The sequence below is a fragment of the Stutzerimonas stutzeri genome, assembly GCF_019090095.1.
GTDB classification, from domain to species: domain Bacteria; phylum Pseudomonadota; class Gammaproteobacteria; order Pseudomonadales; family Pseudomonadaceae; genus Stutzerimonas; species Stutzerimonas stutzeri_AN.
In genome coordinates, this window is the sequence record NZ_JAGQFP010000002.1 from 510,972 (window position 1) to 537,246 (window position 26,275).

Below are 26,275 nucleotides of genomic sequence, written 5' to 3' on the forward strand. Positions count from 1 at the left end.
TGTACCTGCACGGCCGCGCTGTTTTCAGTGCGGCCGTTGTTCCTGATGCGCCGGCAGGCGCCGAAGAGAGGCACGACGATGACCGCACTGGTAGGCGTGATCATGGGCTCCAAGTCCGACTGGTCCACCTTGAGCCACACCGCAGACATGCTGGAAAAGCTCGGCATTCCGCACGAAGTCACCGTGGTGTCCGCGCACCGCACGCCCGATCTGCTGTTCCAGTACGCCGAGCAGGCCGAGGCGCGCGGCCTGCGCGTGATCATCGCCGGCGCGGGCGGTGCTGCCCACCTGCCGGGCATGTGCGCGGCCAAGACCCATCTGCCGGTACTCGGCGTGCCGGTGCAGTCTTCCATGCTCTCCGGCGTGGACTCGCTGTTGTCGATCGTGCAGATGCCAGCCGGTGTGCCGGTCGCCACCCTGGCCATCGGCAAGGCGGGCGCGGTTAACGCCGCGCTGCTCTCGGCCAGCATCCTCGGCCACGAATTCCCCGAGTACCACGCCGCGCTGAAGGCATTCCGCGACGAACAGACCCAGACCGTGCTCGACAACCCGGACCCGAGGAACGCGTAAATGAAAATCGGCGTGATCGGTGGCGGCCAGCTGGGCCGCATGCTCGCCCTGGCGGGGACTCCGCTGGGCATGAACTTCGCCTTCCTTGACCCGGCCCCGGACGCTTGTGCGGCGGCCCTTGGCGAACACCTGCGGGCGGACTACAGCGATCAGGATCACCTGCGCCAGCTGGCCGATGAGGTCGACCTGGTGACCTTCGAGTTCGAAAGCGTGCCGGCCGAGACGGTGGCGTTTCTCTCGCAGTTCGTGCCGGTCTATCCGAGCGCCGAGGCGCTGCGCATTGCCCGCGACCGCTGGTTCGAAAAGTCCATGTTCAAGGACCTCGGCATCCCCACGCCGGAATTTGCCGACATCCAGTCCCAGGCCGATCTCGACGCCGCTGCGGCCAGTATCGGCCTGCCGGCCGTGCTCAAGACGCGCACCCTGGGTTACGACGGCAAAGGTCAGAAGGTCCTGCGCAAGCCGGCCGATGTCGCCAATGCCTTCGCCGAGCTGGGCAGCGTGCCCTGCATCCTGGAAGGCTTCGTGCCGTTCAGCGGTGAGGTCTCGCTGATCGCCGTGCGCGGTCGGGACGGCGAGACCTGTTTCTATCCGTTGGTCCACAACACGCATGAAGAAGGCATCCTGCGGTTGTCGGTGGCCAGCAGCAATCATCCGCTGCAGGCGCTGGCCGAGGACTATGTCGGCCGCGTGCTGACCAAGCTGGATTATGTCGGCGTGCTGGCTTTCGAGTTCTTTGAGGTCGATGGCGGGCTCAAGGCCAACGAGATCGCGCCGCGGGTGCACAACTCCGGTCACTGGACCATCGAGGGCGCCGAGTGCAGCCAGTTCGAAAACCACCTGCGTGCCGTGACGGGCCTGCCGCTGGGTTCGACGGCCAAGCTGGGCGAGAGCGCGATGCTCAACTTCATCGGCGAAGTGCCCGCCGTGGAAAAAGTCATCGCGGTCGAGGATTGCCACCTGCATCACTACGGCAAGGCATTCAAGGTCGGGCGCAAGGTCGGTCATGCCACCCTGCGCTGTCCGGACCGCGCCACGTTGGATCGTCAGATCACGGCGGTCGAGTCGCTGATCAGCCGCGATTGATCCTCCGGTCGTCTGGCGCGATGGATTCGCCGGCGAACTGGCTAGCTCGCCTCCTGTCCGAGAATACGTAACGCATATTTTCGGACTTGAGGAGATCGCCAATGGGCATCATCGGAACCATCATCATCGGCCTGATCGTGGGCCTCATCGCACGTTTCCTGAAGCCCGGCAACGACAGCATGGGCTGGATCATGACCATCCTGCTGGGTATTGGCGGCTCGCTGCTGGCCACCTACGGCGGTCAGGCGCTTGGCCTCTACGAGGCGGGTGAGGGGGCAGGCTTTATCGGTGCGGTGGTCGGTGCGATCATCCTGCTGGTGATCTACGGCATGGTGACCGGCCGTAAGCACTGATTCGCCCGGGGCCGCGTCCCGTGGCGGCCCCGTTCCCTCACCACCTGGTTGTCATGCGCCCGATACTTCTTTTTCTGTTGCTCGCTTTTACCGCTTTGGTTCATGCCGCCCCGGCTGAACTCGACTGGCTCGAGCTGATGCCCGCCGAGGACCGCAAGGCGCTGGAGGAAATGCCCGAGATCGAGCACGACTCTCCGGAGGCCCGTGGCTTCAGCGACCAGGGCGGGCTCAAGCAGGACGCCGGACTGCCGGCCGTGATGTATTCGGCCAAGACCGTCCCGTCGCTGGCTGGCAAGGGCGTCCGGCTCGGCGGTTATCCGGTCCCGCTGGAAACGGACAACCAGGGACGCAGTACCGAATTCTTCCTGGTGCCCTATCCAGGCGCCTGCATCCACGTGCCGCCACCACCGCCCAATCAGATCGTGATGGTCCGCTATCCGCAGGGGATCACCCTTGACGACATTTATGCGCCGCTCTGGGTGGATGGCCGGTTGCAGATCGAGTCGGTCAGCAATGACCTGGCCGACGCCGCCTACGTGATCGCCGCCGACAAGGTGACTGTGGTCGATGAAAGCGACCTCTGAGCATCGGCCGGCCTCGGCTTCGCTCGATGAAGCGGAGCGTGAGGCCTTCCGCACGCTGGCAGCCCGGACGGACGGCATCGATGTCGAGGTCTACCGGAAATTCGACAAGGATCCGCTGGAGCCGATCATTGGCCTGGGCCGTGTCGATGCGCCGATCGCCTTCTTCGGGCGCGATCCGGGGCGCGAGGAAGTTCGCCATGGTGAGCCGTTCATAGGCGCGGGCGGGCAGTGGGTGCGCCGCGTGCTCTACCGGCATCTGCACGGCGAAGACATGCCGGATTTCGAGGCTGGCCGCGCGCTTGGCCACGAATTCTTCTGGATCAATACGGTGCCCTACAAACCACTGGGCAATCGCGCCTGGTCGATGGCGGTCAAGCGGCGCTTCCAGCCGCTCATGCAGCAGCTGCTGATCGAGCACTGGCAGGGCCGCGATATCGTCACGCTGGGTCGCGAGGCCTTCCTCTGGTTCGGCCTGGAACAACCTCGCGAGGTGCGCCAGCAGCTCGAGACTTTCTGGCGGCGGGAAGACCGCTTCAGCGAGCACATCGAGATCAGGCTGGCGTCGGAGCAGCGGGCTGATCGCGTGTTCCGCCTGCACCCGCTGCCGCATCCCTCGCCGCGCAATCGCACCTGGTTCGATCGGTTTCCAGCGCTGCTGGAGGCGCGTTTGCATCAGCTGCTCGGCTGAGCGAATCAGGCATCGGTACCCAGTTGGCGCATGAAACCCCGGTCGATGTGATCCTTCCAGCGCCCCAGCCAACGGCCCTCGGCTGTCAGGCCGGCCCAGCTCAGCAGCGCGCCGCGTTGTCCGTCGGCAAGCAGCGCGAGGCTGTGGGTCTGCGGATGATAGTGGCGCAGGGGCTGGCCAATCGCTGCCCGACCGAGGTTGGTGGCCAGCACGGCTGCCTGGCGTACCGCGTGCACGCCGTTGCGTTCGGCACCGGGCAGGCTGGCGCAGTCGCCACTGGCGAACACATGCGGATGCGAGCGGCTTTGCAGCGCCGGGGTGACTTCGATGAAGCCGCGGGCATCCAGGCGCAGGCCGGAGTCACGCAGCCATTCGATGGGGTTGGGCCCGGTGGCGACCACCAGCCGCCGACCGCGCCAGCGGACCTGGCCGTCACCGATCAGGGTGTTGCCGTGCACCGCCTGGATCGGCGTTTGCTCGCATACCTGAACCCCCGCAGCCTGCAGATGCTGCAGCGCCAGGCGGCGCAGGCGCGGCGGATGGCCCGCGAGCAGGGCGCCTGCGGTGAACAGGTAGGTTGCCGGGAGCCGTTCGGCCATCGCCAGGGCGAGTTCGACGCCAGCGGCGCCACCACCAAGAACGGCGACGGGCTCCGGAATCTCCTGCCATTGCTGCCAGCGCCGGATGAAGTCGGCGAATGGCTTCACCGAGAGCAGCTCCATGCCGTCGCCCGACTGCTCGGGCAGCCAGGGCAACGAGCCCAGGTTGAGCGACATCCAGGTGCTGCGCAGGGTCTCGCCGGTAGCCAGGAGCAATTCGGGCGTCTCGGGCAGCAGCGCGACCATCGTCCCCTGTACGAACTCCACTTCCGCGGCGGCGCACAGCTTGGGCAGTGCGACACGGCATTGGCGGGTGTGGTAATGCTCGGCGATCAGCCCGGGCATCATGCCCGAATACCAGGCGTGAGGCTCGGCCGAGACCAGGCCGATGCGGCCGACCGGGCGTTCGCGGCTGGCCCATTGGCGCAGCGCGCCGAGGTGGCTGTGGCCGGCGCCAGCGAGCAGCAGGTCGAAGTCAGTGTTCATGGCGCATCAGATCGAAGCTGATGCAGGCGGGGAGCGGATTGGCTGGGGGCTGTCAGCGTGACGTCCATGACAAGTGTCCTCCAGAGCAATGCAACCGGCAGGCAGGGTCGCGTCGCGCGCCGTCGACGGTGGCCCGTGCGGCGAACGATGCGTGTGTTGCAGTATAGATTCGATACGCCTGGGCGCCTGGCTCTTCTTCGTTTGACGGGCGCGAGGCAGGCCCTACAGAGCTTCGACGCCGATCGCCACGCTCAGGCTGTGGCGCGCGCCCGCTTCCAGCACGACGCAGTCTTCCATCACATTGGCCGTTTCGATGCAGAGCATGCGCTGCCAGGCGTCGTCGGCGAACTGCGACAAACGCCGGGCCTTGTCGATCCAGGGGTTCCACAGCACGGCCGAGCGCGAACCCTGCGTTTCCAGGATGATCCGCCGACCAAGTCCGTTATCGCGCAGGCACAGCACGGGCGGCAGGTCGAGGTAGATGCGGTCGGTTTCTCCGTTAAAGTGCAGATCACCTTGTTGTTGGCGCCGCTGCCAGGCCTCCAGGGTATCGATATAGGGGCGACCATCGAGGCCCTCCACTGCGACCTGGTCAATGTGGCTGATGGCGAAGTAGCTGTGCAGCGCCTGGGTCAACGCGACAGCGGAGGGGCCCTGGTTATGGCTGGTCAACGTCAGGTGCAGGCGCTGGTCCAGGCGGATCTGCAGGTTCAGTCCGACCGCATGCGGCCAACCCGGAAGGCTGGCCGCGTCGCAGGTGAATTCCAGTGTGGCGCTGTCGCTGCGCGTGTCCTTTAGCTGCCAGTCGATGTTGCGTACCAGGCCATGTGCCGGCGCGGGTGCGCTGCCCTGATAAGCCTCGCGCACCGGTTCCGGATTGCGCGCCAGGTCGCCAAACCAGGGCCAGCATACCGGTACGCCCCCGCGCACGGCCTGGCCGCGCTCGAATGCCGCCTCCTCGCTGAGCCAGATGATCGGGGCATCGCCATGGCGATAGCTGAGTACTTGCGCGCCCTGTTCGGCGACGAGCACTTCGGCCGCTCCGTTGCGGATACGCCAGCAGGCGAGTTGGTCCATTTCGATGCGCTGGATGTCGACGGGCATGACGGTTCTCGAAAGCAAGGGTTGGTAGGCGTTCTGACCCGGCCGGCACGGCTGAGGTCGGGCGAAGCGGGAGCGGGCCGATGCCCGGCGACCCTAGCGGCCCGGGCTCGGCTCGTTGCGGCGCTTAGCGCCCCTGGCAGGCGCCCACGCGCAGCCAGCGCTCCAGCAGTTTGAAGCCCTGCATGAGCACGAAGGCGATGATCAGGTAGATCAGGCCGGCGGTGAGGAACATCTCCTCGTGCATGTAGGTGCGCGCGGCGATCTTGCGTGCCATGCCGGTGAGCTCGAGCAGGGTGATGGTGCTCGCCAGCGCGCTGGCCTTGAGCATCAGGATCACTTCGTTGCTGTAGGCGGGCAGGCCGATGCGTGCCGCCCGTGGCAGGATGATGTGCCACAGCGCCTGGCGCCTAGACATGCCGAGTGCCCGCGCCGCTTCGACTTCCCCGGCTGGCACGTTCTGAATCGCGCCACGCAGGATTTCGGCGATATAGGCGGCGGTGTGCAGGGTCATGGTGATGATCGCGCACCAATAAGGTTCACGCAGGTAAGGCCAGAGCGCGCTCTCGCGCACGACCTCGAACTGCGCCATGCCGTAGTAGACGAGGAACAGCTGCACCAGCAGGGGTGTGCCGCGGAAGAAGAAGATGTAGCCGTAGGGCAGCGCGCGTATCGCCAGGATACGTGACGAGCGCGCGATGCCCAGCGGCAGCGCAAGAATCAGTCCGGCAACGACCGAGGCGCCGACCAGTTGCAGCGTCAGCCAGGCGCCCTCGATGAAGCTCGGTAGCCATTTGATGAACAGTTCCCAGCTCATGCGGCACTCCTGGCGAAGCCGCGACCGGCACGTTTTTCAAGAAAGTACATGGCGGTCATGGCGACGACCGTCAGGCCCAGGTAGATGAAGGCCGCGACGAGGAAGAAGGTGAAGGGCTCCTTGCTGGCGGTCACGGCGATCTGTGAGCGGCGCATGATCTCCTCGAGTCCGATTACCGAGACCAGCGCGGTGTCCTTCATCAGGATCATGAACAGATTACCCAGACCGGGCAGGGCCAGGCGCCACATCTGAGGCAGGATCAGCCGCAGGAAGATGCGCCGCTTGCCCAGGCCGAGTGCCAGGCCGGCTTCCCGGTGCCCCTTGGGAATCGCCAGCAGGGCGCCGCGGAAGACTTCCGTGGCGTAGGCGCCAAAACACAGGCCCAGCGCGATGGTGCCCGCGGCAAACGGGCTCAGGGCCAGGTTGTCGATGCCGAAGACTTCGCCGATACCGCGCACCAGGCCGATGGTGCCGAAATAGATCAGCAGCACCCAGAGCAGCTCGGGTACACCGCGGACGATGGTCGAATAGGTGCCGCCGAGCCAGCGCAGGGCGACATAGGGGGAGGTCTTGGCAAGCGCGCCGAGCAGACCGAGTACCAGCCCCAGCGCCAGGGCGGCAAGGGCCAGCTGAATGGTCATCCAGGTCCCGGCGATCAACGCCGGGCCGAATCCATGAAGGTCGGGAATCATATAGGCTCAAACACCAAAGCCCGACCTGCCAGAGCGGCGGCCGGGCTTTGATTCAGACGGATCAGTAAATGTCGAAAGGGAAGTACTTGGCGTTCAGTTTCTCGTAGGTGCCATCGGCCCGGATTTCCGCCAGCGCCTTGTTCAGCTTCTCGCGCAGTTCATCGTTGCCCTTGCGCACCGCGATGGCGATCTTGTCGTTGTCGAACACCGGCTTGCCCTTGAATTCGAAGTTCTTGCCGGCATCGCTTTTGAGCCACTCCCACTGCACGAACGAGTCGGCCAGAATGCCGTCGACGCGGCCCGAGGCCAGATCGAGGTAGGCGTTTTCCTGGGTGTCGTAGAGCTTGATGTCTACCACGTCGTCGAGGTTGTCTTCCAGCCAGGTGCCGGCGATGGTCGCGCGCTGGGCACCGATGGTCTTGCCTTTCAGGTAGCTCTCATCGGTCTTGAAGTCGACGGACTTGGGCGCCACGAACTGCAGCTTGTTGGTGTAGTAGTGGTCGGTGAAGTCGACGGCCTGCTTGCGCTCTTCGGTGACCGACATGGAGGCGGCGAGGAAATCGAACTTGCCGGCGTTCAGCGCGGGAATGATGCCGTCCCAATCGGAGGTGACCACTTCGCACTCGACTTCCATCTTGGCGCAGAGGGCGTGGGCGATGTCCAGGTCGAAGCCGACCACCTGGCCGCTGGCGTCGATCAGGTTGAACGGCGGGTAGGCGCCCTCGGTGCCGATGCGCAGCTTGTCAGCGGCAAAGGCGTTGGCGCCGAGCATCAGGGTGGCGGCGGCGGTCAGCAGAATCTTCTTATAGCTTTTCATTCGGTGTTGCTCCATTAACGGTGGCTGGACATGAACTGTTTACAGCGTGCCGATTGGGGGTTGTCGAACACCTGCTCCGGCGTTCCTTGCTCTTCGATCAGGCCCTGGTGGAGGAAAACCACCTCACTGGAAACCTGTTTGGCGAAGTTCATTTCATGGGTGACCAGCAGCATGGTCCGGCCCTCGTCGGCCAGTGACCTGATCACGGCAAGCACTTCTTGTACCATTTCCGGGTCGAGCGCCGAGGTCGGCTCGTCGAACAGGATCACCTGCGGTTGCATCGCCAAGGTGCGGGCGATGGCGGCGCGTTGTTGCTGACCACCGGAGAGCTGGTTGGGATAGACGTGGCGCTTGTCGGCGATGCCGACCTTGGCCAGCAGTGCCTCGGCTGTTTCGATGGCTTCGGCCTTGCTCTGACCGAGCACGCGGCGCGGGGCCTCGATGATGTTGTCGAGCACGCTCATGTGCGGCCAGAGGTTGAAATTCTGGAACACGAAGCCGAGTTTGCTGCGCATCAGGTTGATCTGCTTGCCGTCGGCGGCCACCAGATCGCCGTCTTTGGCGCGCTTGAGCCGTAGCTGTTCGCCGGCGACGATGATTTCGCCTTCGTTCGGGTTTTCCAGCAGATTGATGCAGCGCAGGAAGGTCGATTTTCCGGAGCCGGACGAGCCGAGTATGGAAATTACATCGCCGTCGCGCGCAGTCAGCGAGATGCCCTTGAGTACTTCCAGATCGCCGTAGCGCTTGTGCAGATTGCGGATTTCCAGTGCTGGGATGGCCTCGGCCATTGAGCTTCCTCTTCTCGGACCCGAGCGTTGCCTGGTCCTTTTTCTATGTAAATTGCGCTCCGGCCGACTGCTCGCCTTCCTGGCGAGGCGCAAACCTAGCATGGGCTGGGGCATGCGCCAAGCCGAGGTTTGTGACCGGTCGGTCACGGGCGGCGGGCCTGATTGCGTTGCCCTTCTATGTATAGATGAATTTGCCGACTTCGGTCGAAATCCCTACACAAGCTCTCGCGTCGTACCTCGGCATGTGCCTACGGCTGCTCGGGTTTGGGCAGGTCCGGTTCGCTGTCCAGCATCTCGTCGTGCTCCTGCATCCGCCACGGCAGGCTGCCGGGCGAAATATGCAGGAAATGCAGGTACTTCTCGAACTGGTCGAGGATGTCACTGATGATGTCCTGCTGGCCGTAACCATAGATGTCGTAATGCTGCCCGCCGCGGCGCAGGAATACTTCGGCGCGGTAGTACTGTTCCTCGGCATCCGGCCCTTCCGAGAGGGCGAAGGCGGGCATCGCGTAGCCGACCATGCGGATCTCGTAGATGAAGTCCAGCTGGTCGTCCTTGACGACTTCGAGGTAGACCCGGGCGTTGGCGTCGTCGCTGTGCACTTCGGCGTTCCAGCCCTGGCCGCCAAGCTCACGCTGCACCCGGCGCATGGCCTTGAGCACGGTGCTGTTCATGAAGTCCTCGACCTGTTCGCGGCCGGGGAAGCTGACCAGCCCGGCGAGGCGCTTCTTCCACAGGCCGGGACCGGCATTGCTGGCCAGGCGTGTGCTCTGCATGTGGCTCTGCAGGCTGGTTTCGTGGTGCCCTTCGATGACCAGCGCGCGCCACATGCCCAGCGCGGCGATCAGCATGATGATGGCAAACGGCAAGGCGCTGGCGATGGTCATGGTCTGCAGCGCGCTGAGACCGCCGGCGAGCAGCAGCGTCGCGGCCACCAACCCCTCGGCGGACGCCCAGAACACCCGTTGCCAGACCGGGGTGCGACTGGCGCCACCTGCGGCCAGCGAGTCGATGACCAGGGAGCCGGAATCCGAGGACGTGACGAAGAAGGTGATGATCAGCACCACCGCCAGGAACGAGGCGATGGCGGACATGGGGAGCAGCTCGAACAGCTTGAACAGCGCGATCGCGTTATCCGCCTGTACGTCCGAGATCAACGAGGTATAGCCCTCGACCATGATCAGGTGCAGGGCGGTGTCGCCGAACACCGAGAACCAGAGAAAGGTGAAGATGGTCGGCACGAACATCACGCCGAAGACGAACTGGCGAATCGTCCGGCCGCGGCTGATCTTGGCGATGAACAGCCCGACGAAGGGGGACCAGGCGATGGTCCAGCCGAAGATGAACAACGTCCAGTTGCCGATCCAGTCACTGCGCGAATAGGCCTGCAGGTTGAATGTGCGCTCGATGATGTTGTTCAGGTAACTGCCGGTGTTCTGCAGAAAGGTCTCGAGGATGAAGATGCTCGGCCCGACCAGGAACACGAACAGCATCAGGCCGATCGCCAGAATCATGTTCAGCAGCGACAGGTTCTTCACGCCCTTGTCCAGCCCGGCGACGACCGAGCAGATGGCCAGCGCGGTGATGATGGCGATGGCGATGATCTGTACCGTGATGCTCACCGGAATACCGGGCCACAGGTAGTTGATGCCAGCGTTGATCTGGGTGACCGACAGGCCCAGCGTGGTAGCGATGCCGAACAAGGTACCGAGGATGGCGAAGACATCCACCACATGGCCGATCGGCCCGTAGATGCGTTCGCCGATAATCGGATACAGCGCTGAACGCATCGACAGGGGCAGGCCATGGCGGAACGAGAAGTAGGCCAGCACCAGCCCGGTCAGGCCGTAGATCGCCCAGATGTGGAAGCCCCAGTGAAAGAAGGCGATCTGCATCGCCTGCTTGGCCGAGTCCACGGTCTGTGCGGCACCCGCCGGCGGCGAGGCGTAATGCAGCACCGGCTCGGCGACGCCGAAGAACAGTAGCGCGATACCGTAGCCGGCCGAGAACAGCATGGCGAACCAGGCGGGGAAACTGTATTGCGGCTCCGCGTGGTCGGGGCCGAGCTTGATACTGCCCCAGGGCGTCATCGCTATGCCGACGATGAACACCAGGAAGAACGCCACCGAGAGCATGTAGAACCAGCCGAAGTTGGTGGTGATGAACGCCAGCGTCGCGCTGAATACCTCGCCGGCCAGCTCCGGGTTGCTGATCGTACCGATCACCAGCAGCAGCGTGACGACCACCGCGGGGATGAATACCGGAAAAAGGATGATGGCTCGTGGCAGCTTCTTGTCGGCTTCCATGTGTCGTTCTGGCCTCTGGTTGGCAAGTGGGACGGACGCGCGGTGGCTCCCGAAAAAAGGCGGCACATAGGGGTAGACGGCCGTTTGCGGCGAAATACTCACGCCGCCAGGGCCGTCGCGAAAAAACGGCGTACGCGCATAGCTGCAGCGGGAGGGCCCGAAAGGCGGGTGATGGGGGCGGGTCAGTGGCTGTCTAGGCGGTCCCATAGCCGGCAGTCACCGGCTCAGTAGGCCGGCTCCAGCTGGTGCCGACGGAGAATGGCCGGCACCGTGCCGTCGCCGATCGCCTCGTCCAGGGCCCGCTCGAAAGCGTTGAATTGCGCCTCACTGACGGTCTTGCGTGACAGGCCGATGCCGTAGGTGATCGGCCCCAGTTCTCCCGCCTCGCGCAAGCCATCGAGCTGCTCGTCTTCGATCAGATGCCAGGCCACGTCCTCATTGAGCACCGCCACGCCGTCCTGGCCGAAACGCCCGGACTGCAGCATGCGTAACAGGCGGCGGTTGTCGGCGGTCAGGTGCAAGCGTACGTCCGGCACGGCCTTGAGCCGTTCGGAAAGCACGTAGGAGGTTCCGGAGGGGCCGTAGACACCGATCAGCCGACCGGCCAGATCGCTAGGCTGGTGATAGACGAAGGCGCTGTCCTTGCGAGCGAAGACGGCGTAGCGAGAGGTCACCAGCATGCGGCTGATATGGAAAAGCTGCTCGCGCCTGGGTGACCGCACCAGGGTGAAGATGCCATCGGCCTGGCCTTGTTCGGCCAACAGCAATGCGCGCCGCCAAGGGTATAGTGAAATGGTGCAGTCCTGCTGTAGGCGCCAGCACACCGCCTGCACGATTTCGACCAGGGGGCCACCGGCTCCGTCGCTGCCAGGTTCGCCGGCAGGGTAGGTAAAGGGTGGAAAGTCCTCGGTCACGAAATGCCAGGGCGCGGCACTGGTCGTGACAAGGGCCAGCGATAGCCATATCACGAAAATCGAGAGGGTCGTCTGCACGGCGTGGCTCCTTGCGTCTTGTTCGGCCATCCCTGGCGGCGGCGGTGCGGTCACGTGGCATCCACGCCATCACGCAGCTATCAGCCTAGCCGAGAATTAAGTCAAAGCGGCCAGAGCGAGCCGAGACTTAACGAGCAGATCTACAAGGTGCTTGGAGCAGCAGGCGCAGCCCGGCGGGTGCCCAGCTCAGGGTCAGTGCCACACTCATCGCCGCAGCGCTGGTCAGGAACAACCAGAGCAGGGTGCCGAAGCCTCCGCCCTGTGCATCGAGCAGCACGAGCAGCGCCGCCGACAGGCACAGCGTCGCGCAAAGCTTTCGCGCCCATTGGCCCTTTGCAGTGGCAGGACAGGCCTGCGCATCGACCCGTTTGCGTTGCGCTGGCTGACAGAGCGCCAACAACGCGAAGGCCAGGTAGCACAGTGCGAACGCGCAAAGGGTGCCGAGCCACTCAGGCATGTTGGCGTTCCTCATGGGCCGGTAGCGGTCCGGGTTCGGTTGAGGGCGCTCCACGCCGGATCCGCCGCGCCGCCAGCAGGCAGAAGCCGGCGAGTGCCAGCAGTGCCAAATCCATACCGGCGACTGCCGCGTTTTCGCTGCTGAGGCTGCGCAGCGGATGGTCGCCGGTAGTCATCCAGTTCAGCAAAACCGCGGCGACGGCCATTACCGAGGCCAGTTGCAGCTGCCGATGCCAGGCCTGCCTCGGGCGCAGCACGGCGTGAGCCAGCGCCAGCAACCAGCACAAATAGAAGGCCCAGCCCTCCAGCGCCGCGCGCCGGTTACCGACCGCCAAGCCCTCCGCTGGCAGCAGGCGATTGGCGATGAAGAAGGCCAGCGTCGCAATGATCAGCCCGGCACCCGCGGTTACGCTCAGTGCGTGGACCAGGCGCGCGCCAATACGCCCTTGGCGGGCGTGCCTGGCCTGCCGCGAGCCGGTCCAGAACAGCAGCCCGGTGCCGATCAGCACGCAGCCGCTCATGCCGCCGGCAAAGTACAGCCAGCGCAGCGTCCAATGGTCGAACTGGATGAAGTGCAGCCCCGTCAGGAAACGCTGGATTCCAGCGATGGGGGCGGCCGAATGCTCGCTCAGCAGCGCTCCGCTCACGCCATCGAAGGTCTGTCGATCAGCGCTCATGGTCACCGCGTCGGCGAAGGCGCGGCGTACCTCGACGTAGGCATTGCGGTCACCCGGATGCCAGACGCGCACCAGATAGGCTTCCGCCGGCGTGCCGTCGGCGCTCCAGCGTGCCGTCGCGCTCGCCAGCATGGCATCCAGCGAGGCGAGCTCGGCGTCCACACCGGCTGCCGGGCGCGAGTAGTTGCCCAGCGCTTCGAACTGGTGCCGGGCCTGCCCTTCGGGATAGAGCGCCTGGGTGATCCCAGGGAAATAGATCAGGTAGAAGATGATCAGTCCGGACAGGCTGATCACGAAATGAAACGGCAGCACCAGCACGCCGGTGAGGTTGTGCAGGTCGAGCAGGCTGCGTTGCAACCGCTTCTGTGGCCGGAAGGTGAAGAACTCAGCGAATACCTTGCGGTGGGCGACGACGCCGGAGACCAGCAGCACCAGCATGCCCATTCCGGCCATGCCGACCAGCCAGTAGCCAATGTTGCGCCAGCCGAGGTGCAGGCTGAAGTGAAAGGGGAAGATGAACCGGGTTGCGCCCCAGCTGCCCTGGTCGGCGATCAGCTCGCCGGTACGTGGATCGATGTAGCGGCGTACGGCGCCCTGCTGCGGGTCCTGATAATCGAACTGCAGGGTCGGTGCGCGCGGCGTTGGCAGGCTGAACGTCCAGACCGGCGCATCCGGCGCCAATCGTTGGGCATGGGGAAGGGCGAGCCGGTCGAGCGATACCTGCGCCGGTGGTGCCGCCAGCCGTGTACCGGGCTGCATCCAGCGGTCTATCTCTCGATCGAAGACCGACAGCGAGCCGGTCCAGAAGATCGCCAGCAGCAACCCGCCGAGTAGTACGCCGGCCCAGGTATGCAGCCAGCTCATCGATTGGCGAAAGCCTGTGCCTGGCGCCATTTCAACCCTCGACCAACGACGGAGCCAGTGCGTATCGCAGCGCAAGGCCGATCGCGATACCGGCCAGCAACAGCGCCCAGACCCGCCAGAGCCTGGGCTCGGCGAAGCTCCATAGCAGCAACGTGAGGTACAGGATGAAGCCCAGCATGGCGGTCAAGATCACCGCCTCGCTGCGCGCCATGCCGCCAGCCAGTACCAGCAGGTGAGCGCCGGCCGAGGCCAGCGCCACGGTGCAGGCATAGCCACCGCCGATGGCGGCGACGACGCGCAGCACCAGGCTGCTTCGCCGGGTCCACGGATGGCTGGGGAGAACGTCGCGCTTCATTGCGGCTGCGTACCTTTAGAAACTGACCTGGTAGCCGAGCGTGAGGGTGCGTCCACGCCCGTTGAAGACCCGCCCATCTCGGGTGACTTTCGAGCCGGTGTTGGCCGCCTGCGAGTAATAGGTCAGGTAGTCTTCGTTCATCAGGTTTTCGACGCCGACGCTGACTTCGCCGACCGGCAGGCGATAGCCCACGTACGCATCGACGAGGGTATAGCCGTCGAACTCCAGCCCGGGCGTGTCGAAGTCACGGCTGGCATAGTGGTTGGCCTGTAGCACGCTGTGCAGCTTGTCCGTCCAGTTCGCTTGCCAGCTGGCGCCGTAGCGGTCGGGCGATATGTTAGCGCCATTGAGATCGGTATCAACCTTGCCGTCGCCATCGGTATCGGAGCGACCATCGACCTGCGCGTACATCAGCTTCAGACGATGGGCGTCGTTGACCTGCCAACCGCCGGTGAATTCGATCCCGTCGATTTCGGTGCGTTCGCGGCGGATCTGATAGACCCCGCCAACGCTTTCCAGGCGTGAACCGAGATCGGCATCGGACTCGTAATAGCTGATCTCGGCATCGAACGGGCCATGCTTCAAGCGAAAGCCGATCTCGCGGTTTTCGGTTACCACCGGCTGCAGGTCGAGGAAGTTGTCGACGCTGGTGTTTGGCTGGCCAATGCCGCGCAGCACACGACCCACATCGGGCATGCCGAAACCTTCCGAATAGTTGGCGAACAGCTGCACCCAATCGGTCATCTGCCAGACCACGCCGGCGTTGTAGAGGGTTTCCTCGAAGGTCGGGTTGCCGCCTTCGACCTCCACGCCGCCCAGCGCGGGATTGGTCGAGGCGATGGTTCTGAAACTGTCGACGTCCAGGTCGGCGAACTCATGGCGAACGCCGGCAAAGAAGGTCAGGTCTTCGACCGCGCGGATCTCGGCCTGCAAGAAGGGTGCGTAGTTGCGGAAGACGGTCTCCGGTACCCATTCCCGATCGGTGAGGATCAGTTGCTGGCTGGTGGTGTCCTGCAGCACGTCGAGGCCGCCGGTGAGCATCAGGTGGTTGTCGAGCATGCCGTCGCGGCTGAGCGTTAGCTTGCCGCCGATCTTGTCCGATTCGTTCTGCGACTGATCGAACAGCGTGCCGACCGGTGCGATGTCGGCGTCCTGGAACGTACCGTTCGTTCCACCGCCGAAGCGCGCGCGGAAGCGCTGGGTATACAGCTGCAGACCCAGTTCATTGCCGTACAGGTCGGCATGCTTGTAGGACAGGCTGGTCGCCAGCACTTCGTTCTGTGGCGCCTTGCCCTGCGGGTCGCCCTTGCGTGACGTCGCCGGTACATCGGCGTCGGCATCGCCCGGCACGTTGATGTATTCGTGCTCACCCTCAACCTGGTAGCGATTGACCATCAAGCCGATGTTCTGGTTGTCATCGAGCCAGTAGCCGAGCTTGAGCAGCAGATCGGTGCTGGTCGAGTCCATGACGTCACCCTGGGTGTCGTCGACGCCGATCAGGTCGCCGTTGGCATCGTAGAACATGCCCTGGGTCTGCCAGCTGCTGCCAAGGAGATAGTCGAAGTTGCCCTGGGTACCCTCGACGCGATAGTCGAGCTTGTAGCCGAACCCTTCGGACTCGTAATTGGTGGGGGCGGTGACGCTGACCCCGGCGTGCTGACGCAGGGTCCCGCTCTCGGGGCGGCGAGTGACGTAGTTGATGATGCCGCCGGTTGCGCCCAGGCCATGCTCGGCGCTGGCGCCGTGGATGACCTCGATGCGTTCGACCATGGACAGATCGATGGTGTAGCCATCGCGCTGGCTGTCACGCAGGGGGGTCGATTGCGGCACGCCGTCAATCAGGATCAGTGCGGAGCGCCCGCGGAAGGTCTCGCCGGCGCTGCTCATCTTCTGCCGGCTCGGTGAGTAGGAGGGGATCAGGTTGCTCAGCACCGCGCCGTGATCCGACGTGATCGCCAACTGCTGTTCGATCTGCTCGCGACTGATTACCGTGATCTTTTGCGGCGTTTTGCCGGCCTCGCTCCTGGCCCGTGTTGCGCTGATGGTGACCGCTTCGAGCTCCGTTGCCTCCTCGGCCAGGGCAGACATGGACGACAAGGAGAAGGATGCAAGCGAAATGGACAGGCACAGACAGGATTTGCGAAACACGAGGCGCTCCCGATGTTGGTGTTGTTGGGAAATCGGGGCGGGAATGTAAACTAAATGAAAACAATTTGCATTGTCTTTGTGTTTCATGGTGATGCATTGCGTTCGCTGCGCGGGTGTGATCGCCGGCATGCATCGCTCCGTATCAGGCGCACGCGAAGTCGCGGCGTGAGCGGCCGTTTGGGCATGGGTTCTGGCATGGAGCAGGGAAGGCGCGTAGCGGACGCCGCTACGGTGGCGACACGAGCGGATCGATCGGGATGCCGGCCGCAAAACCGAGGTTGCGCCTCCGGGAGCTGGGTTGGTGTCCATCGCGGCAAGACGGGAGGGGAAGCGAACCCCAGAAAGCAAAAAGGCCCACCACACGGGTGAGCCTTTTTCGGTATTAGTGGTGCCCAGGGACGGAATCGAACCGCCGACACGGGGATTTTCAATCCCCTGCTCTACCGACTGAGCTACCTGGGCAACGGGGCGCTATTAGACGGATTTGGCATTTGCCTGTCAAGCGCGGTCGGGAAAAATATTTAGTCAGAACGGGCGTTTAGCGTTGCGAGGACGTTCTTGCGTGCGATTCGGGATGTCACGACACCCTCGCGGAGCGAGTCTTGCGCTGGCAGGACCCGCTCCGGTGGCCGATCACTCGCTCGGCGGTACGTAGCCTTCGGCCTGGGCGTAATCCTCGCCGGAGAAGAACTTGTCCATCTCGGCCTGGAGAAACTTGCGATCCTCGGCGTTCATCATGTTCAGTCGGCGCTCGTTGATCAGCATGGTCTGGTGTTTCTGCCAATCGTCCCAGGCCTTCTTCGAGACGTTGTTATAGATGTCCTCGCCTTTCGGGCCCGGATAGGGTGGGCGCTCGAGGCCTGGCAACGGTTCTTTGTACTTGCGGCAGTTCACGGTGCGGGTCATGACATCTCTCCTGCGTTCAGTTCAGCGGCGGCGCGCTTGAGCAGCGTCTTCACCGGGGCAGCAAGCCCCAGTCGCGGCGGGGTGGCGAGGTTATACCAGAGCCAGTCTGGCTCGGCCACGGCGTCGCTCCTGGACTTGACTCTGATCAGCCAGGGCTCGATGGCCAACTGGAAATGGCTGAAGGTGTGGGTCAGGCCCGGCAGCTGATGGCGCTGTTGCAGTTCCAGGGCGTGACGTTCGGCGAGGGGCGCTAGCGCAGCCAGGTCGTTCAGTTCAGGCAAGCTCCAGAGCCCGCCCCAGAGCCCGGACGCCGGGCGACGATAGAGCAGGATGGCGCCTTCGTGGTTGGCCAGCAGCGGCATCAGCGTGCGTTTCTGGGGCAACGCCTTGCGCGGCTTGGCGGCCGGGTATTCGGTTTCGCGACCGAGCAGATGTGCGCGACAGCCTGCCTTCAGCGGGCAGAGCAGGCAGCTGGGTTTGCTGCGCGTGCAGAGCGTCGCGCCGAGATCCATCATCGCCTGGGTGTAATGATTGACGCGCGTGTGCGGGGTCAGGCGTTCGGCCACATCCCAGAGTTGTCTGGCGACTTTCGGCTCGCCTGGATAGCCCTCCTGAGCCGCATAGCGAGCCAGCACGCGCTTGACGTTACCGTCGAGAATCGGTGCCCGCAGACCCATGCTGAGGCTGGCGATGGCGCCGGCCGTAGAGCGGCCGATACCGGGAAGCTCGGCGAGGCGCTCGACGCATCGGGGAAATTCGCCACCGTGCTCGGTGACGATCAGCTTGGCGGTCTTGTGCAGATTGCGCGCGCGGCTGTAGTAACCGAGCCCGGTCCACAGGTGCAGCACTTCATCTTCAGCGGCATCGGCCAGGGCTTCGACCGTTGGCAGGGCCTCCATGAAACGGTCGAAATAGCCGAGCACGGTGCTGACCTGGGTCTGCTGCAGCATGATCTCGGATACCCAGACCCGGTAGGGCGTGATGCCCTGCTGCCACGGCAGGTCCTTGCGGCCGTGTCGGTCGTACCAGTCGAGTACGGCTGCGCCGAACTGCGCGTCGCTCATGGCCGGTCCGCTCATCGCTTGAACAGGCCCTTGAGCGCGTCTTTGAGTTCCGGGCTGACCTTGTCGCCCAGCTTCTCCTCGATTTTCTCGTTGAGCTTTTCGCCGGCGAGCCGGGCGGCGATCTTGCCGAGGCCGTCCTTGTCGAAGCGGCAGGCCTTGGCGCCGAGTTCCAGCGGGCCGCGGCAGCGCAGCGGCCACTCGATACCCACATAGCGTTCGTTGACCGAGCAGGCCGGATCGGGCATGTCGCCCTTGTCGCCCTCGACGACGATGCCGACGCGGTAGTCCATGCCGAGCACGCGCAAGTCGAGGTCGCCGTTGCCATTGACCGTCAGGCCGGGAATGCTGGCTTTGAGGTCCGGATTGCTGGCAACTCCGTCACGCAGGGTCAGGTTGCCCTTGAGCTCGCGGAACGGCGTGTCCTTGCCGCGTGGATCTCCGGTCAGGGGCTTGCGGTTGAGCGTGGCAATGGCATGGCAGAGCTGCTGCTCGAGATTGGCGTCGACCAGCACGCCGTTGTCGATGATGAAGCCGATCTTGCCGTTGAGGTTGTCGATCCAGGCCTTCTCGCTGTTGCCCTGGCTGCGAAGGTCGGCGTCGAGGTTCAGCAGGCCCTTGATCACCACCTTTTCGTCCTGGCTTTGCAGCAGCCGCTCGACCGGGACGCGCGCCAGGCGAGTCTGACTGGTCAGTAGCGGCACCGGCGGCCGGACGTCGAGGCTGGCCGAGGCTTCCAGCCGACCGTTGTACAGGCCGGCGCGCAGCTCCTCCAGCGTGAGCAGGCCGCCTGCACTGCGTGCCCGCAGCGCGAAGCTGTCGAGCGGCAGTTTCATCGCCGTGAGACTGCCGATGTCCAGTTTGATGCGCGTATCCAGGCCGCGCAGCGCGCTGACCGGCAGCACCTGTGCATCGCTCCAGGCGTGCTGGGTCGGCTTGTCTGGCAGAGGCGTGGTGCCGCTACCGATTGCAACGGCCTCGGTGGTTTCGACTTCGCTCTTGCGTGCCGCATCGGCCGAGTCTTCCTTGGCCGGCGGCGGCAGATAGCGATCGAGATTCAGCTTGTCGCCCTTGAGCTCGGCGCGCAGCGCCTGCTTGGCGAAGTCACTGATGGCGATCCGTCCGGTGAAGGCGCTGTCGTCCAGTTTCAGGTTGAGGTCTTCAAGGCTCAGGCTGGTCGAACTGCTCTCGACTCGGGTAACCAGTTCGACTTTGCTGAGGGCGGTGCGGTCAGCCATGGCAGGAAGCTGCTGACCGATATTTTCGAGGAATTCGTTCAGGTTGAACGCGGCGATGGTCAGGGTGCCGGCGAGCTTCGGTTGTTCGTCCAGATCGCGCACTTTCAGCTCGCCGAGACCGCGCAGCTGGTTGGCGGTGAACTTGAGGCTGGTCCATTCGGCGATGTTGGCTGCCAGGTCGGCCAGCAGTTGCCCTTGGGCACTGAACGAGAGCGTTTTTCCTTGCAGCGGCTCGCCAGAGGCCTCGCCGCTCAGGCGCAGGTCTTCGAGCTGGTAGCGCTGCAGTTTGCTGTCGAAACGCAGCGAACCTTGCAACTCGGTTCGTGCGCGCATCACCGGCTTGTTACTGCCGAAGAAGGCGTTGAGCTTGAGCGGGATGGAGGTCGCTTCACGAATCGCGCCGGTAGTCAGTTCGATCCCCTCGGCGCTGAATTGCTGGCCGCTTTGCGCATCGTGGTAGGCCACCCGGGCATCGCTGATGGTCAGGCTGTCGATATCCAGCTGCAGCGGGCGCCGAGGATTGGCCGCCGGCGCCTCGCTGGCGGGTGCGGTTGCTTCGGCCGGCGTCGCCTCGTCGGGCTGCGCCTGCCGATCGCTCGGCTGACCGACGCCTTCCCAGTTGCCTCGGCCCTGTTCGTCGCGGGTCAGGGTCAGGTTGAGGCCGTTGAGGGTGATGTCGCTCATCTGCACTTCACGGCTGAACAGTGGCAGCACGCGTACCGAAAGGCCAAGCATGCGCAGGTCGGCGAAGGGCTGCTCAGGTGTCCGCACACTGGCCAGCGTGGTGTCGTGCAGCTCCAGGCCCAGCCAGGGGAACAGGCTCCAGCCGATGTCGCCGCCGATATCCAGCTCGAGCCCGGCCTTTTCCCGAGCCAGCGCGCGGATTTCGTCCTTGTAATCGTTGGGGTCGAACAGGTGGGTCAGGGCAAAACCCAATGCGACGATGAGGAGCAGCAATCCGAGGATTACCAGTCCCAGGATCTTGCCGAGCGCTTTCATGGACAGGTCCTTTGTTTAGGCTATTCAAAAGCAGCGAGTATAGCGTCACGAACCTCGGCTTTCGCCGCGGTGGGCGTTGGAGTGGCAGTCGGCGCCGGGGTTCCGGCTACCCGCTTCGCCGCGCAACGCAGGCGGCGCCGATGATGCTAGATCGGCTCCAGCGGCAGGTGGGTCCGCGCCGCCAGGGCTTGTGCCTCGAGCTGATCGACGGGCGCCGCCAGTCGCAGGACGGTGCCCGCTTCGCCTGCCAGGCGCTGGCTTTCCTCGAGGATCCGTCTGCCCACGCCACGGCGGCGGGTGATCCGGCGCACGCAGAGGTGCGACAGGCGCCAATGGTCGGCGCCGCGTTGCAGCAGGGCGGCACCGAGCAGGCGATCGTTGAAGCGGCCGGCGATCAGGCTTCCCTCTGTCAGTCCCGCCTCGATCAGGGCGGCAGCATCGGCGTAGGGTGCCAATAGCCAGTCCGGGGCGTCGGCAAAGATTTTCGCCAGATCGATGCGGTCCTGCTGGCTGGGCTCGGTGATGTGTTCGATTAAGACGGGCATGCTGACCTGATGCGCTGTGTGAGTGCCGGCAAGCATAACCGTGCCGGCCCGCTGGCGCACCCGGTCGGCCACGGTTCGCCTGGATGCCGGAAGGCGCGCCGGGCGCGTATCCCCCGGCGGGGTTTGCGCCTATAATGTCTGCCTTTTTCGCCCCACGATCAGCGGAGCTGTTGATGTCCGAACGTACGGCTTGCGTAGAGCGCAACACCCTGGAAACCCAGGTCAAGGCCACCATCAACCTGGACGGCACTGGCAAGAGCCGCTTCGCCATCGGCGTGCCGTTTCTCGAGCACATGCTCGATCAGATCGCCCGCCACGGCTTGATCGATCTCGACATCGAATGTCAGGGTGACCTGCACATCGATGATCACCATACCGTTGAAGACGTCGGCATCACCCTCGGTCAGGCCTTCGCCAAGGCGGTGGGCGACAAGAAGGGCATGACCCGCTACGGGCATTCCTACGTGCCGCTGGATGAGGCGCTGTCGCGCGTGGTCATCGATTTCTCCGGTCGCCCGGGCCTGCAGATGCATGTGCCCTACACCCGCGCCACTGTCGGCGGCTTCGATGTCGATCTGTTCCAGGAGTTCTTCCAGGGCTTCGTCAACCACGCGCTGGTCACCCTGCATATCGACAACCTGCGCGGGCACAACACCCATCACCAGATCGAAACCGTCTTCAAGGCCTTCGGCCGCGCGCTGCGCATGGCCGTGACGCTGGACGAGCGCATGGCCGGGCAGATGCCATCGACCAAGGGTTGCCTGTAATGCAGACCGTCGCAGTCATCGATTACGGCATGGGCAACCTGCACTCGGTCGCCAAGGCGCTCGAACACGTGGGCGCCGGCCGGGTCCTGATCACCAGCGATGCGCAGGTGATCCGGGAGGCGGACCGTGTGGTGTTTCCGGGCGTGGGCGCGATTCGCGACTGCATGGCGGAGATCCGTCGCCTGGGCTTCGACGAGCTGGTCCGCGAGGTCAGCGCCGACCGTCCCTTCCTCGGCATCTGCGTGGGCATGCAGGCACTGATGGAGCGCAGCGAGGAAAACGGCGGTGTCGACTGCATCGGCCTGTTTCCCGGTCAGGTGCGCTACTTCGGCAAGGAGCTGGAAGAGGATGGCGAGCGGCTGAAGGTGCCGCACATGGGCTGGAACGAAGTGGAGCAAGCGGTCAGCCATCCGTTGTGGCACAACATCCCGGCTGACGGCCGTTTCTATTTCGTGCACAGCTATTACGTCGAGGCGGCTCAGCCGCGCCAGGTCGTCGGGCGGGGTCGCTACGGCAAGCCGTTTGCCGCCGCGCTGGCTGACGGCTCGCGCTTCGCCGTGCAGTTCCACCCCGAGAAAAGCCACACCCATGGCCTGCAGCTGCTGCAGAATTTTGCCGCCTGGGATGGCCGCTGGTAATGAGCCGGGCCAAGCCAAAGGCACCGGTCCTGACGCTGGATTCCGCTCAGGAGCAGGCCGCGCAACAGACCCTCAAGCGCTTCCTGGAGGACCGTTTCGAACTGGAGCTGGGCTCGTTCGAAGCGCAGGAAGTGCTCGATCTGTTCGCGCGGGAGATCGCTCCGCTGTATTACAACAAGGCGATTTTCGACGTGCAGACGCACCTGAAAGACAGGTTCGAAAGCATCGAGAGCGACTTGTGGGCGCTCGAGAAGAGCTGACCTTAACCGACACTTGATTTGAACAGGTTCGAGCCATGCTGATTATTCCCGCCATCGATCTCAAGGACGGCGCCTGCGTGCGTCTGCGTCAGGGCCTGATGGATGACGCGACGGTGTTTTCCGATGATCCGGTGGCCATGGCCGCGAAGTGGGTCGAAGCCGGCTGCCGTCGCCTGCATCTGGTCGACCTCAACGGTGCCTTCGAGGGCCAGCCGGTCAACGGTGAAGTGGTGACCGCGATCGCCAAGCGCTACCCGAACCTGCCGATCCAGATCGGCGGCGGCATTCGCTCGCTGGAAACCATCGAGCACTACGTGCGCGCCGGCGTCAGCTACGTGATCATCGGCACCAAGGCGGTCAAGCAGCCCGAGTTCGTCGGCGAAGCCTGCCGCGCCTTCCCGGGCAAAGTCATCGTCGGCCTGGACGCGAAGGACGGCTTCGTGGCCACCGACGGCTGGGCCGAGGTCAGCAGTGTGCAGGCCGTCGATCTGGCCCGCCGGTTCGAGGCCGATGGCGTCTCGGCGATCGTCTACACCGACATCGCCAAGGACGGCATGATGCAGGGCTGCAACGTCGAGGCCACGGTGGCGCTGGCCAATGCCAGTCGTATCCCGGTGATCGCTTCCGGTGGCATCCACAACATCGGTGATATCCAGAAGCTGCTCGACACCAATACGCCCGGCATCATCGGCGCCATCACCGGGCGCGCGATCTACGAGGGCACCCTCGACGTCGCCGAAGCGCAGGCGCTCTGCGATCTGAAGTTCAAAGACGAGTAAACGTAGGGTGGGCGTAGCCCACCGCAAACGCTGCATACATTGGTGGGTTGCACCCACCCTACGGGAAATCCGCTATGGCTTTGGCAAAACGTATCATCCCCTGCCTCGACGTGGACAACGGCCGCGTGGTCAAGGGCGTCAAGTTCGAGAATATCCGCGACGCTGGTGACCCGGTGGAGATCGCCCGCCGCTACGACGAGCAAGGCGCCGACGAGATTACCTTCCTCGACATCACCGCCAGCGTCGACAACCGCGACACCACGCTGCACACCGTCGAGCGCATGGCCAGCCAGGTGTTCATTCCGCTGACCGTGGGCGGCGGCGTGCGCACCGTTCAGGACATCCGCAACCTGCTCAACGCCGGTGCCGACAAGGTGTCGATCAATACGGCCGCGGTGTTCACCCCGGAGTTCGTCGGTGAAGCTGCCGATCGTTTCGGCTCGCAGTGCATCGTCGTGGCGATCGACGCCAAGCGCGTCTCGAAGCCCGGCGAGCCAGGCCGCTGGGAGATTTTCACCCATGGCGGCCGCAAGCCCACCGGGCTCGACGCGGTGCTCTGGGCGCAGAAGATGGAGGCCTTGGGCGCTGGCGAAATCCTGCTGACCAGCATGGATCAGGACGGTGTGAAGAGTGGCTATGACCTCGGGGTGACGCGCGCCATCAGCGAGGCGGTGCATATTCCGGTGATCGCGTCGGGTGGTGTCGGCAATCTGCAGCACCTGGCCGACGGCATCCTTGAAGGCAAGGCCGATGCGGTACTGGCCGCGAGCATCTTTCACTTCGGCGAATACACCGTGCCGGAAGCCAAGGCCTACATGGCCAGCTGCGGCATCGTGATGCGCTGACCGCATACCGCAAAGCGCTCAAAATCAACCAGGAACACAGCCGTGGACACGCCGCGGCTGCCGCTTCACCAGGGAGTCACCATGCTCAAGACCATGCTAGTCGCATTGGCTGTCAGCCTGTCGCTGGGGGCCGGCCCGGCACGGGCTGCTTCGGAACCGATCAATCTGCTGACCGAGAATTTCCCGCCGTACAACATGGCGGTCGATGGCAAGAATTTCGCTCGCGACGAACATATCTCCGGCATTGCGGCCGATATCGTCCGCGAGATGTTCAAGCGTGCCGAGGTCGACTACACGCTCACGCTGCGCTTCCCCTGGGAGCGAATCTACAAGATGGCGCTGGAAATGCCTGGTTACGGCGTATTCGTCACCGCCCGACTGCCCGAGCGTGAGGCGTTGTTCAAATGGGTGGGGCCGATCGGCCCGGATGATTGGGTATTGCTGGCGCGTGCCGACAGCACTATCGAGCTCAGCAGTCTGGAGCAGGCCAGGCAGTACCGGATCGGTGCCTACAAGGGCGATGCGATCGGTGAACACCTGGTGGCGCAGGGGCTGGAACCCTCACTCGCCTTGCGCGACCAGACCAACGTCGAGAAGCTGCAGAACGGCTCCATCGATCTCTGGGCGACGGGCGATCCCGCCGGGCGCTTTCTGGCGAAGCAGCAAGGCGTGACCGGACTCAAGCGGGTTCTGCGCTTCGATAGCGCCGAGCTGTATCTGGCGCTGAACAAGCAGGTTTCCGACGAGACGGTCAAGAAGCTTCAGGCGGCTCTGGAGCAGATGCGCGCAGACGGCACCGTCGATAGTATTACCGGGCGCTACCTCTAAGCTGCGTTGGGTTGGAATGACTGCGGAGCGCCCTTTGCGGGGTGCTTCCAGCAGACCTGCTGGGCCAGCCCTTAGCGAACGGGCTTGCCGTGATCGCATGGAGCAGCGCTCGAATCTGAGTGATATCAAAATAATATCTCTGGCTTGTGCGGCTCGTCGCATTTCGCTCTGGACCACGCCGCTTCGTTGCCCACTCGTTGCTACACCTAATGAAGCGACGTTCGTTCGACCCTGAGTCGGCCAACCGTCGCGCATGGGGGTTTTACAGCGTCGGGGGTGTGATGAGACGGATTCTAGTGGCGGGGTTGCTGATGCTGATGGCGGCATCGGTCAGGGCAGCGTTGCCGGATGACTACAAGGTCGTGCTGCTGACCGAGAACTTCCCGCCGTTCAATATGGCAGCGGACGGTAAAAATTACGCGGCCGAACGCAACATCAGCGGCATCAACGCGGACATTGTTCGCGAGATGTTCAAGCGCGCCGGGATCGCCTACAGCATGACGCTGCGTTTCCCATGGGAACGCATTTATAACCAGGTCCTGGAGCAGCCGGACCAGGGGCTGTTTTCCACCACCTACACGCCGGAACGCGAGCCGCTGTTCAAATGGGTCGGGCCGCTCGCCAGCACCGGTTGGGTGCTGCTGGCGCCGCCCGGCAGCCCGTTGCGTTTGAGTTCGCTCGAACAGGCGCAGTCCTACCGGATCGGGGCGTACAAGAACGATGCAGTCAGTCAGCATCTGGAAAGTAAGGGCCTGGCGCCAATCAACTCGTTGCGCGACCAGGAGAACATCAGCAAGCTCCTGAAAGGGCGGATAGACCTGTGGGCGACGACCGACCCGGTCGGGCCTTATCTGGCCAAGCAGGACGGGGTGAGCGGGCTGACCACGGTCTTGCGCTTCAACGATGCGCAGCTGTTCCTCGCGCTGAACAAGCAGACGCCGGCCGAGGTCGTTGCGCGGCTGCAAAAAGCGCTGAACGAGATGAGGGGTGACGGCGCCATCGACGCGATCATGCGGCGTTATCTCTGATC

28 protein-coding genes and 1 tRNA gene are annotated in these 26,275 nt (G+C 64.1%); 12 read left to right on the forward strand and 17 right to left on the reverse strand.

The annotated features are described in order from the left end of the window. Window positions 1–78 precede the first annotated feature (78 nt). The 5 genes from purE to KVO92_RS12025 all read left to right on the forward strand — a co-directional run bounded on the left by purE (window position 79) and on the right by KVO92_RS12025 (window position 3,281). Window positions 79–570, forward strand: a complete 492-nt coding sequence (gene purE, locus KVO92_RS12005) for a 5-(carboxyamino)imidazole ribonucleotide mutase (protein ID WP_217475876.1) — start codon at window positions 79–81, stop codon at window positions 568–570. Continuing rightward, the gene (locus tag KVO92_RS12010; RefSeq protein ID WP_217475877.1) at window positions 571–1,656 is read left to right on the forward strand and encodes a 5-(carboxyamino)imidazole ribonucleotide synthase; all 1,086 of its coding nucleotides are present in this window, start codon (window positions 571–573) and stop codon (window positions 1,654–1,656) included. 101 nt (window positions 1,657–1,757) lie between these two features. Next, complete coding sequence (locus KVO92_RS12015; protein WP_021206181.1) at window positions 1,758–2,009, forward strand: GlsB/YeaQ/YmgE family stress response membrane protein; 252 nt, start codon at window positions 1,758–1,760, stop codon at window positions 2,007–2,009. A 53-nt stretch (window positions 2,010–2,062) separates the two neighbouring features. Beyond that, the gene (locus KVO92_RS12020) at window positions 2,063–2,593 is read left to right on the forward strand and encodes a DUF3299 domain-containing protein (protein WP_217475878.1); all 531 of its coding nucleotides are present in this window, start codon (window positions 2,063–2,065) and stop codon (window positions 2,591–2,593) included. Next, window positions 2,577–3,281 (forward strand): uracil-DNA glycosylase family protein, encoded by a 705-nt coding sequence (locus KVO92_RS12025; protein WP_217475879.1) that lies wholly within the window; start codon window positions 2,577–2,579, stop codon window positions 3,279–3,281. The genes KVO92_RS12020 and KVO92_RS12025 overlap by 17 nt, the downstream gene beginning before the upstream one ends. Before the next feature lie 5 nt (window positions 3,282–3,286). Here KVO92_RS12025 and KVO92_RS12030 read toward each other — a convergent pair whose 3' ends face one another. The 17 genes from KVO92_RS12030 to panM form a co-directional block, all read right to left on the reverse strand. Continuing rightward, window positions 3,287–4,366, reverse strand: coding sequence for an FAD-dependent oxidoreductase (locus tag KVO92_RS12030; RefSeq protein ID WP_217475880.1), 1,080 nt, complete (start codon window positions 4,364–4,366; stop codon window positions 3,287–3,289). 222 nt (window positions 4,367–4,588) lie between these two features. Continuing rightward, the gene (locus KVO92_RS12035; RefSeq protein WP_217475881.1) at window positions 4,589–5,470 is read right to left on the reverse strand and encodes a D-hexose-6-phosphate mutarotase; all 882 of its coding nucleotides are present in this window, start codon (window positions 5,468–5,470) and stop codon (window positions 4,589–4,591) included. Between the two features lie 124 nt (window positions 5,471–5,594). Continuing rightward, window positions 5,595–6,284, reverse strand: a complete 690-nt coding sequence (locus KVO92_RS12040; protein ID WP_217475882.1) for an ABC transporter permease — start codon at window positions 6,282–6,284, stop codon at window positions 5,595–5,597. Continuing rightward, entirely contained in the window at window positions 6,281–6,976 is a 696-nt protein-coding gene (locus KVO92_RS12045) for an ABC transporter permease (protein ID WP_217475883.1), read from the reverse strand. The genes KVO92_RS12040 and KVO92_RS12045 overlap by 4 nt, the downstream gene beginning before the upstream one ends. 61 nt (window positions 6,977–7,037) lie before the next feature. Next, window positions 7,038–7,793 (reverse strand): ABC transporter substrate-binding protein, encoded by a 756-nt coding sequence (locus KVO92_RS12050; RefSeq protein WP_217475884.1) that lies wholly within the window; start codon window positions 7,791–7,793, stop codon window positions 7,038–7,040. Between the two features lie 14 nt (window positions 7,794–7,807). Beyond that, complete coding sequence (locus tag KVO92_RS12055; RefSeq protein WP_212618718.1) at window positions 7,808–8,581, reverse strand: ABC transporter ATP-binding protein; 774 nt, start codon at window positions 8,579–8,581, stop codon at window positions 7,808–7,810. Between the two features lie 248 nt (window positions 8,582–8,829). After that, window positions 8,830–10,887 (reverse strand): BCCT family transporter, encoded by a 2,058-nt coding sequence (locus tag KVO92_RS12060; RefSeq protein ID WP_217475885.1) that lies wholly within the window; start codon window positions 10,885–10,887, stop codon window positions 8,830–8,832. Window positions 10,888–11,111: 224 nt separating this feature from the next. Further along, window positions 11,112–11,879 carry a substrate-binding periplasmic protein gene (locus KVO92_RS12065; protein ID WP_336512635.1) on the reverse strand — a complete coding sequence of 256 codons (768 nt, stop codon included), beginning with the start codon at window positions 11,877–11,879 and terminating at the stop codon, window positions 11,112–11,114. 127 nt (window positions 11,880–12,006) lie between these two features. Continuing rightward, the gene (locus KVO92_RS12070) at window positions 12,007–12,336 is read right to left on the reverse strand and encodes a DUF3325 family protein (protein WP_217475886.1); all 330 of its coding nucleotides are present in this window, start codon (window positions 12,334–12,336) and stop codon (window positions 12,007–12,009) included. Beyond that, complete coding sequence (locus tag KVO92_RS12075; RefSeq protein WP_217475887.1) at window positions 12,329–13,906, reverse strand: PepSY-associated TM helix domain-containing protein; 1,578 nt, start codon at window positions 13,904–13,906, stop codon at window positions 12,329–12,331. Before KVO92_RS12075 ends, KVO92_RS12070 begins: the two co-directional genes overlap by 8 nt. 1 nt (window position 13,907) lies before the next feature. After that, window positions 13,908–14,231, reverse strand: a complete 324-nt coding sequence (locus KVO92_RS12080; protein WP_217475888.1) for a hypothetical protein — start codon at window positions 14,229–14,231, stop codon at window positions 13,908–13,910. A 15-nt stretch (window positions 14,232–14,246) separates the two neighbouring features. Continuing rightward, complete coding sequence (locus tag KVO92_RS12085; RefSeq protein ID WP_217475889.1) at window positions 14,247–16,379, reverse strand: TonB-dependent receptor; 2,133 nt, start codon at window positions 16,377–16,379, stop codon at window positions 14,247–14,249. Between the two features lie 386 nt (window positions 16,380–16,765). After that, window positions 16,766–16,841, reverse strand: a tRNA-Phe gene (locus KVO92_RS12090). Between the two features lie 171 nt (window positions 16,842–17,012). Then, entirely contained in the window at window positions 17,013–17,285 is a 273-nt protein-coding gene (locus KVO92_RS12095; protein WP_217475890.1) for an oxidative damage protection protein, read from the reverse strand. Then, a complete protein-coding gene (gene mutY / locus KVO92_RS12100; protein ID WP_217475891.1) occupies window positions 17,282–18,349 on the reverse strand; it encodes an A/G-specific adenine glycosylase in 1,068 nt (355 codons plus the stop codon). Before mutY ends, KVO92_RS12095 begins: the two co-directional genes overlap by 4 nt. Window positions 18,350–18,360: 11 nt before the next feature. Next, on the reverse strand, window positions 18,361–20,583 hold the full coding sequence (locus KVO92_RS12105) for an AsmA family protein (RefSeq protein WP_217475892.1): 2,223 nt from the start codon (window positions 20,581–20,583) through the stop codon (window positions 18,361–18,363). A 146-nt stretch (window positions 20,584–20,729) separates the two neighbouring features. Continuing rightward, window positions 20,730–21,128 (reverse strand): aspartate 1-decarboxylase autocleavage activator PanM, encoded by a 399-nt coding sequence (gene panM, locus KVO92_RS12110; protein WP_217475893.1) that lies wholly within the window; start codon window positions 21,126–21,128, stop codon window positions 20,730–20,732. Between the two features lie 173 nt (window positions 21,129–21,301). On the opposite strand from panM, the gene hisB reads away from it, so the two are divergent. The 7 genes from hisB (at window position 21,302) to KVO92_RS12145 (ending at window position 26,273) form a co-directional block, all read left to right on the forward strand. Continuing rightward, entirely contained in the window at window positions 21,302–21,895 is a 594-nt protein-coding gene (hisB, locus tag KVO92_RS12115; protein WP_019341947.1) for an imidazoleglycerol-phosphate dehydratase HisB, read from the forward strand. Then, complete coding sequence (hisH, locus tag KVO92_RS12120; RefSeq protein WP_217475894.1) at window positions 21,895–22,533, forward strand: imidazole glycerol phosphate synthase subunit HisH; 639 nt, start codon at window positions 21,895–21,897, stop codon at window positions 22,531–22,533. Before hisB ends, hisH begins: the two co-directional genes overlap by 1 nt. Further along, on the forward strand, window positions 22,533–22,793 hold the full coding sequence (locus tag KVO92_RS12125) for a DUF2164 domain-containing protein (protein ID WP_217475895.1): 261 nt from the start codon (window positions 22,533–22,535) through the stop codon (window positions 22,791–22,793). The genes hisH and KVO92_RS12125 overlap by 1 nt, the downstream gene beginning before the upstream one ends. A 35-nt stretch (window positions 22,794–22,828) precedes the next feature. Next, a complete protein-coding gene (hisA, locus tag KVO92_RS12130) occupies window positions 22,829–23,572 on the forward strand; it encodes a 1-(5-phosphoribosyl)-5-[(5-phosphoribosylamino)methylideneamino]imidazole-4-carboxamide isomerase (RefSeq protein WP_217475896.1) in 744 nt (247 codons plus the stop codon). Window positions 23,573–23,646: 74 nt separating this feature from the next. Further along, entirely contained in the window at window positions 23,647–24,417 is a 771-nt protein-coding gene (gene hisF / locus KVO92_RS12135; protein WP_217475897.1) for an imidazole glycerol phosphate synthase subunit HisF, read from the forward strand. 81 nt (window positions 24,418–24,498) lie between these two features. Continuing rightward, window positions 24,499–25,245 carry a substrate-binding periplasmic protein gene (locus KVO92_RS12140; protein WP_217475898.1) on the forward strand — a complete coding sequence of 249 codons (747 nt, stop codon included), beginning with the start codon at window positions 24,499–24,501 and terminating at the stop codon, window positions 25,243–25,245. 281 nt (window positions 25,246–25,526) lie between these two features. Further along, window positions 25,527–26,273 carry a substrate-binding periplasmic protein gene (locus tag KVO92_RS12145; RefSeq protein ID WP_217475899.1) on the forward strand — a complete coding sequence of 249 codons (747 nt, stop codon included), beginning with the start codon at window positions 25,527–25,529 and terminating at the stop codon, window positions 26,271–26,273. The last annotated feature ends 2 nt before the right edge of the window (window positions 26,274–26,275 follow it).

Excerpts from the sequence above, each read along its gene's own strand:
- purE (WP_217475876.1), top strand. The coding sequence starts at position 79 with ATGACCGCACTGGTAGGCGTGATCATGGGCTCCAAGTCCGACTGGTCC.
- KVO92_RS12010 (WP_217475877.1), top strand. The coding sequence starts at position 571 with ATGAAAATCGGCGTGATCGGTGGCGGCCAGCTGGGCCGCATGCTCGCC.
- KVO92_RS12015 (WP_021206181.1), top strand. The coding sequence starts at position 1,758 with ATGGGCATCATCGGAACCATCATCATCGGCCTGATCGTGGGCCTCATC.
- KVO92_RS12020 (WP_217475878.1), top strand. The coding sequence starts at position 2,063 with ATGCGCCCGATACTTCTTTTTCTGTTGCTCGCTTTTACCGCTTTGGTT.
- KVO92_RS12025 (WP_217475879.1), top strand. The coding sequence starts at position 2,577 with ATGAAAGCGACCTCTGAGCATCGGCCGGCCTCGGCTTCGCTCGATGAA.
- KVO92_RS12030 (WP_217475880.1), bottom strand. The coding sequence starts at position 4,366 with ATGAACACTGACTTCGACCTGCTGCTCGCTGGCGCCGGCCACAGCCAC.
- KVO92_RS12035 (WP_217475881.1), bottom strand. The coding sequence starts at position 5,470 with ATGCCCGTCGACATCCAGCGCATCGAAATGGACCAACTCGCCTGCTGG.
- KVO92_RS12040 (WP_217475882.1), bottom strand. The coding sequence starts at position 6,284 with ATGAGCTGGGAACTGTTCATCAAATGGCTACCGAGCTTCATCGAGGGC.
- KVO92_RS12045 (WP_217475883.1), bottom strand. The coding sequence starts at position 6,976 with ATGATTCCCGACCTTCATGGATTCGGCCCGGCGTTGATCGCCGGGACC.
- KVO92_RS12050 (WP_217475884.1), bottom strand. The coding sequence starts at position 7,793 with ATGAAAAGCTATAAGAAGATTCTGCTGACCGCCGCCGCCACCCTGATG.
- KVO92_RS12055 (WP_212618718.1), bottom strand. The coding sequence starts at position 8,581 with ATGGCCGAGGCCATCCCAGCACTGGAAATCCGCAATCTGCACAAGCGC.
- KVO92_RS12060 (WP_217475885.1), bottom strand. The coding sequence starts at position 10,887 with ATGGAAGCCGACAAGAAGCTGCCACGAGCCATCATCCTTTTTCCGGTA.
- KVO92_RS12070 (WP_217475886.1), bottom strand. The coding sequence starts at position 12,336 with ATGCCTGAGTGGCTCGGCACCCTTTGCGCGTTCGCACTGTGCTACCTG.
- KVO92_RS12075 (WP_217475887.1), bottom strand. The coding sequence starts at position 13,906 with ATGGCGCCAGGCACAGGCTTTCGCCAATCGATGAGCTGGCTGCATACC.
- KVO92_RS12080 (WP_217475888.1), bottom strand. The coding sequence starts at position 14,231 with ATGAAGCGCGACGTTCTCCCCAGCCATCCGTGGACCCGGCGAAGCAGC.
- KVO92_RS12095 (WP_217475890.1), bottom strand. The coding sequence starts at position 17,285 with ATGACCCGCACCGTGAACTGCCGCAAGTACAAAGAACCGTTGCCAGGC.
- mutY (WP_217475891.1), bottom strand. The coding sequence starts at position 18,349 with ATGAGCGACGCGCAGTTCGGCGCAGCCGTACTCGACTGGTACGACCGA.
- KVO92_RS12105 (WP_217475892.1), bottom strand. The coding sequence starts at position 20,583 with ATGAAAGCGCTCGGCAAGATCCTGGGACTGGTAATCCTCGGATTGCTG.
- panM (WP_217475893.1), bottom strand. The coding sequence starts at position 21,128 with ATGCCCGTCTTAATCGAACACATCACCGAGCCCAGCCAGCAGGACCGC.
- hisB (WP_019341947.1), top strand. The coding sequence starts at position 21,302 with ATGTCCGAACGTACGGCTTGCGTAGAGCGCAACACCCTGGAAACCCAG.
- hisH (WP_217475894.1), top strand. The coding sequence starts at position 21,895 with ATGCAGACCGTCGCAGTCATCGATTACGGCATGGGCAACCTGCACTCG.
- KVO92_RS12125 (WP_217475895.1), top strand. The coding sequence starts at position 22,533 with ATGAGCCGGGCCAAGCCAAAGGCACCGGTCCTGACGCTGGATTCCGCT.
- hisA (WP_217475896.1), top strand. The coding sequence starts at position 22,829 with ATGCTGATTATTCCCGCCATCGATCTCAAGGACGGCGCCTGCGTGCGT.
- hisF (WP_217475897.1), top strand. The coding sequence starts at position 23,647 with ATGGCTTTGGCAAAACGTATCATCCCCTGCCTCGACGTGGACAACGGC.
- KVO92_RS12140 (WP_217475898.1), top strand. The coding sequence starts at position 24,499 with ATGCTCAAGACCATGCTAGTCGCATTGGCTGTCAGCCTGTCGCTGGGG.
- KVO92_RS12145 (WP_217475899.1), top strand. The coding sequence starts at position 25,527 with ATGAGACGGATTCTAGTGGCGGGGTTGCTGATGCTGATGGCGGCATCG.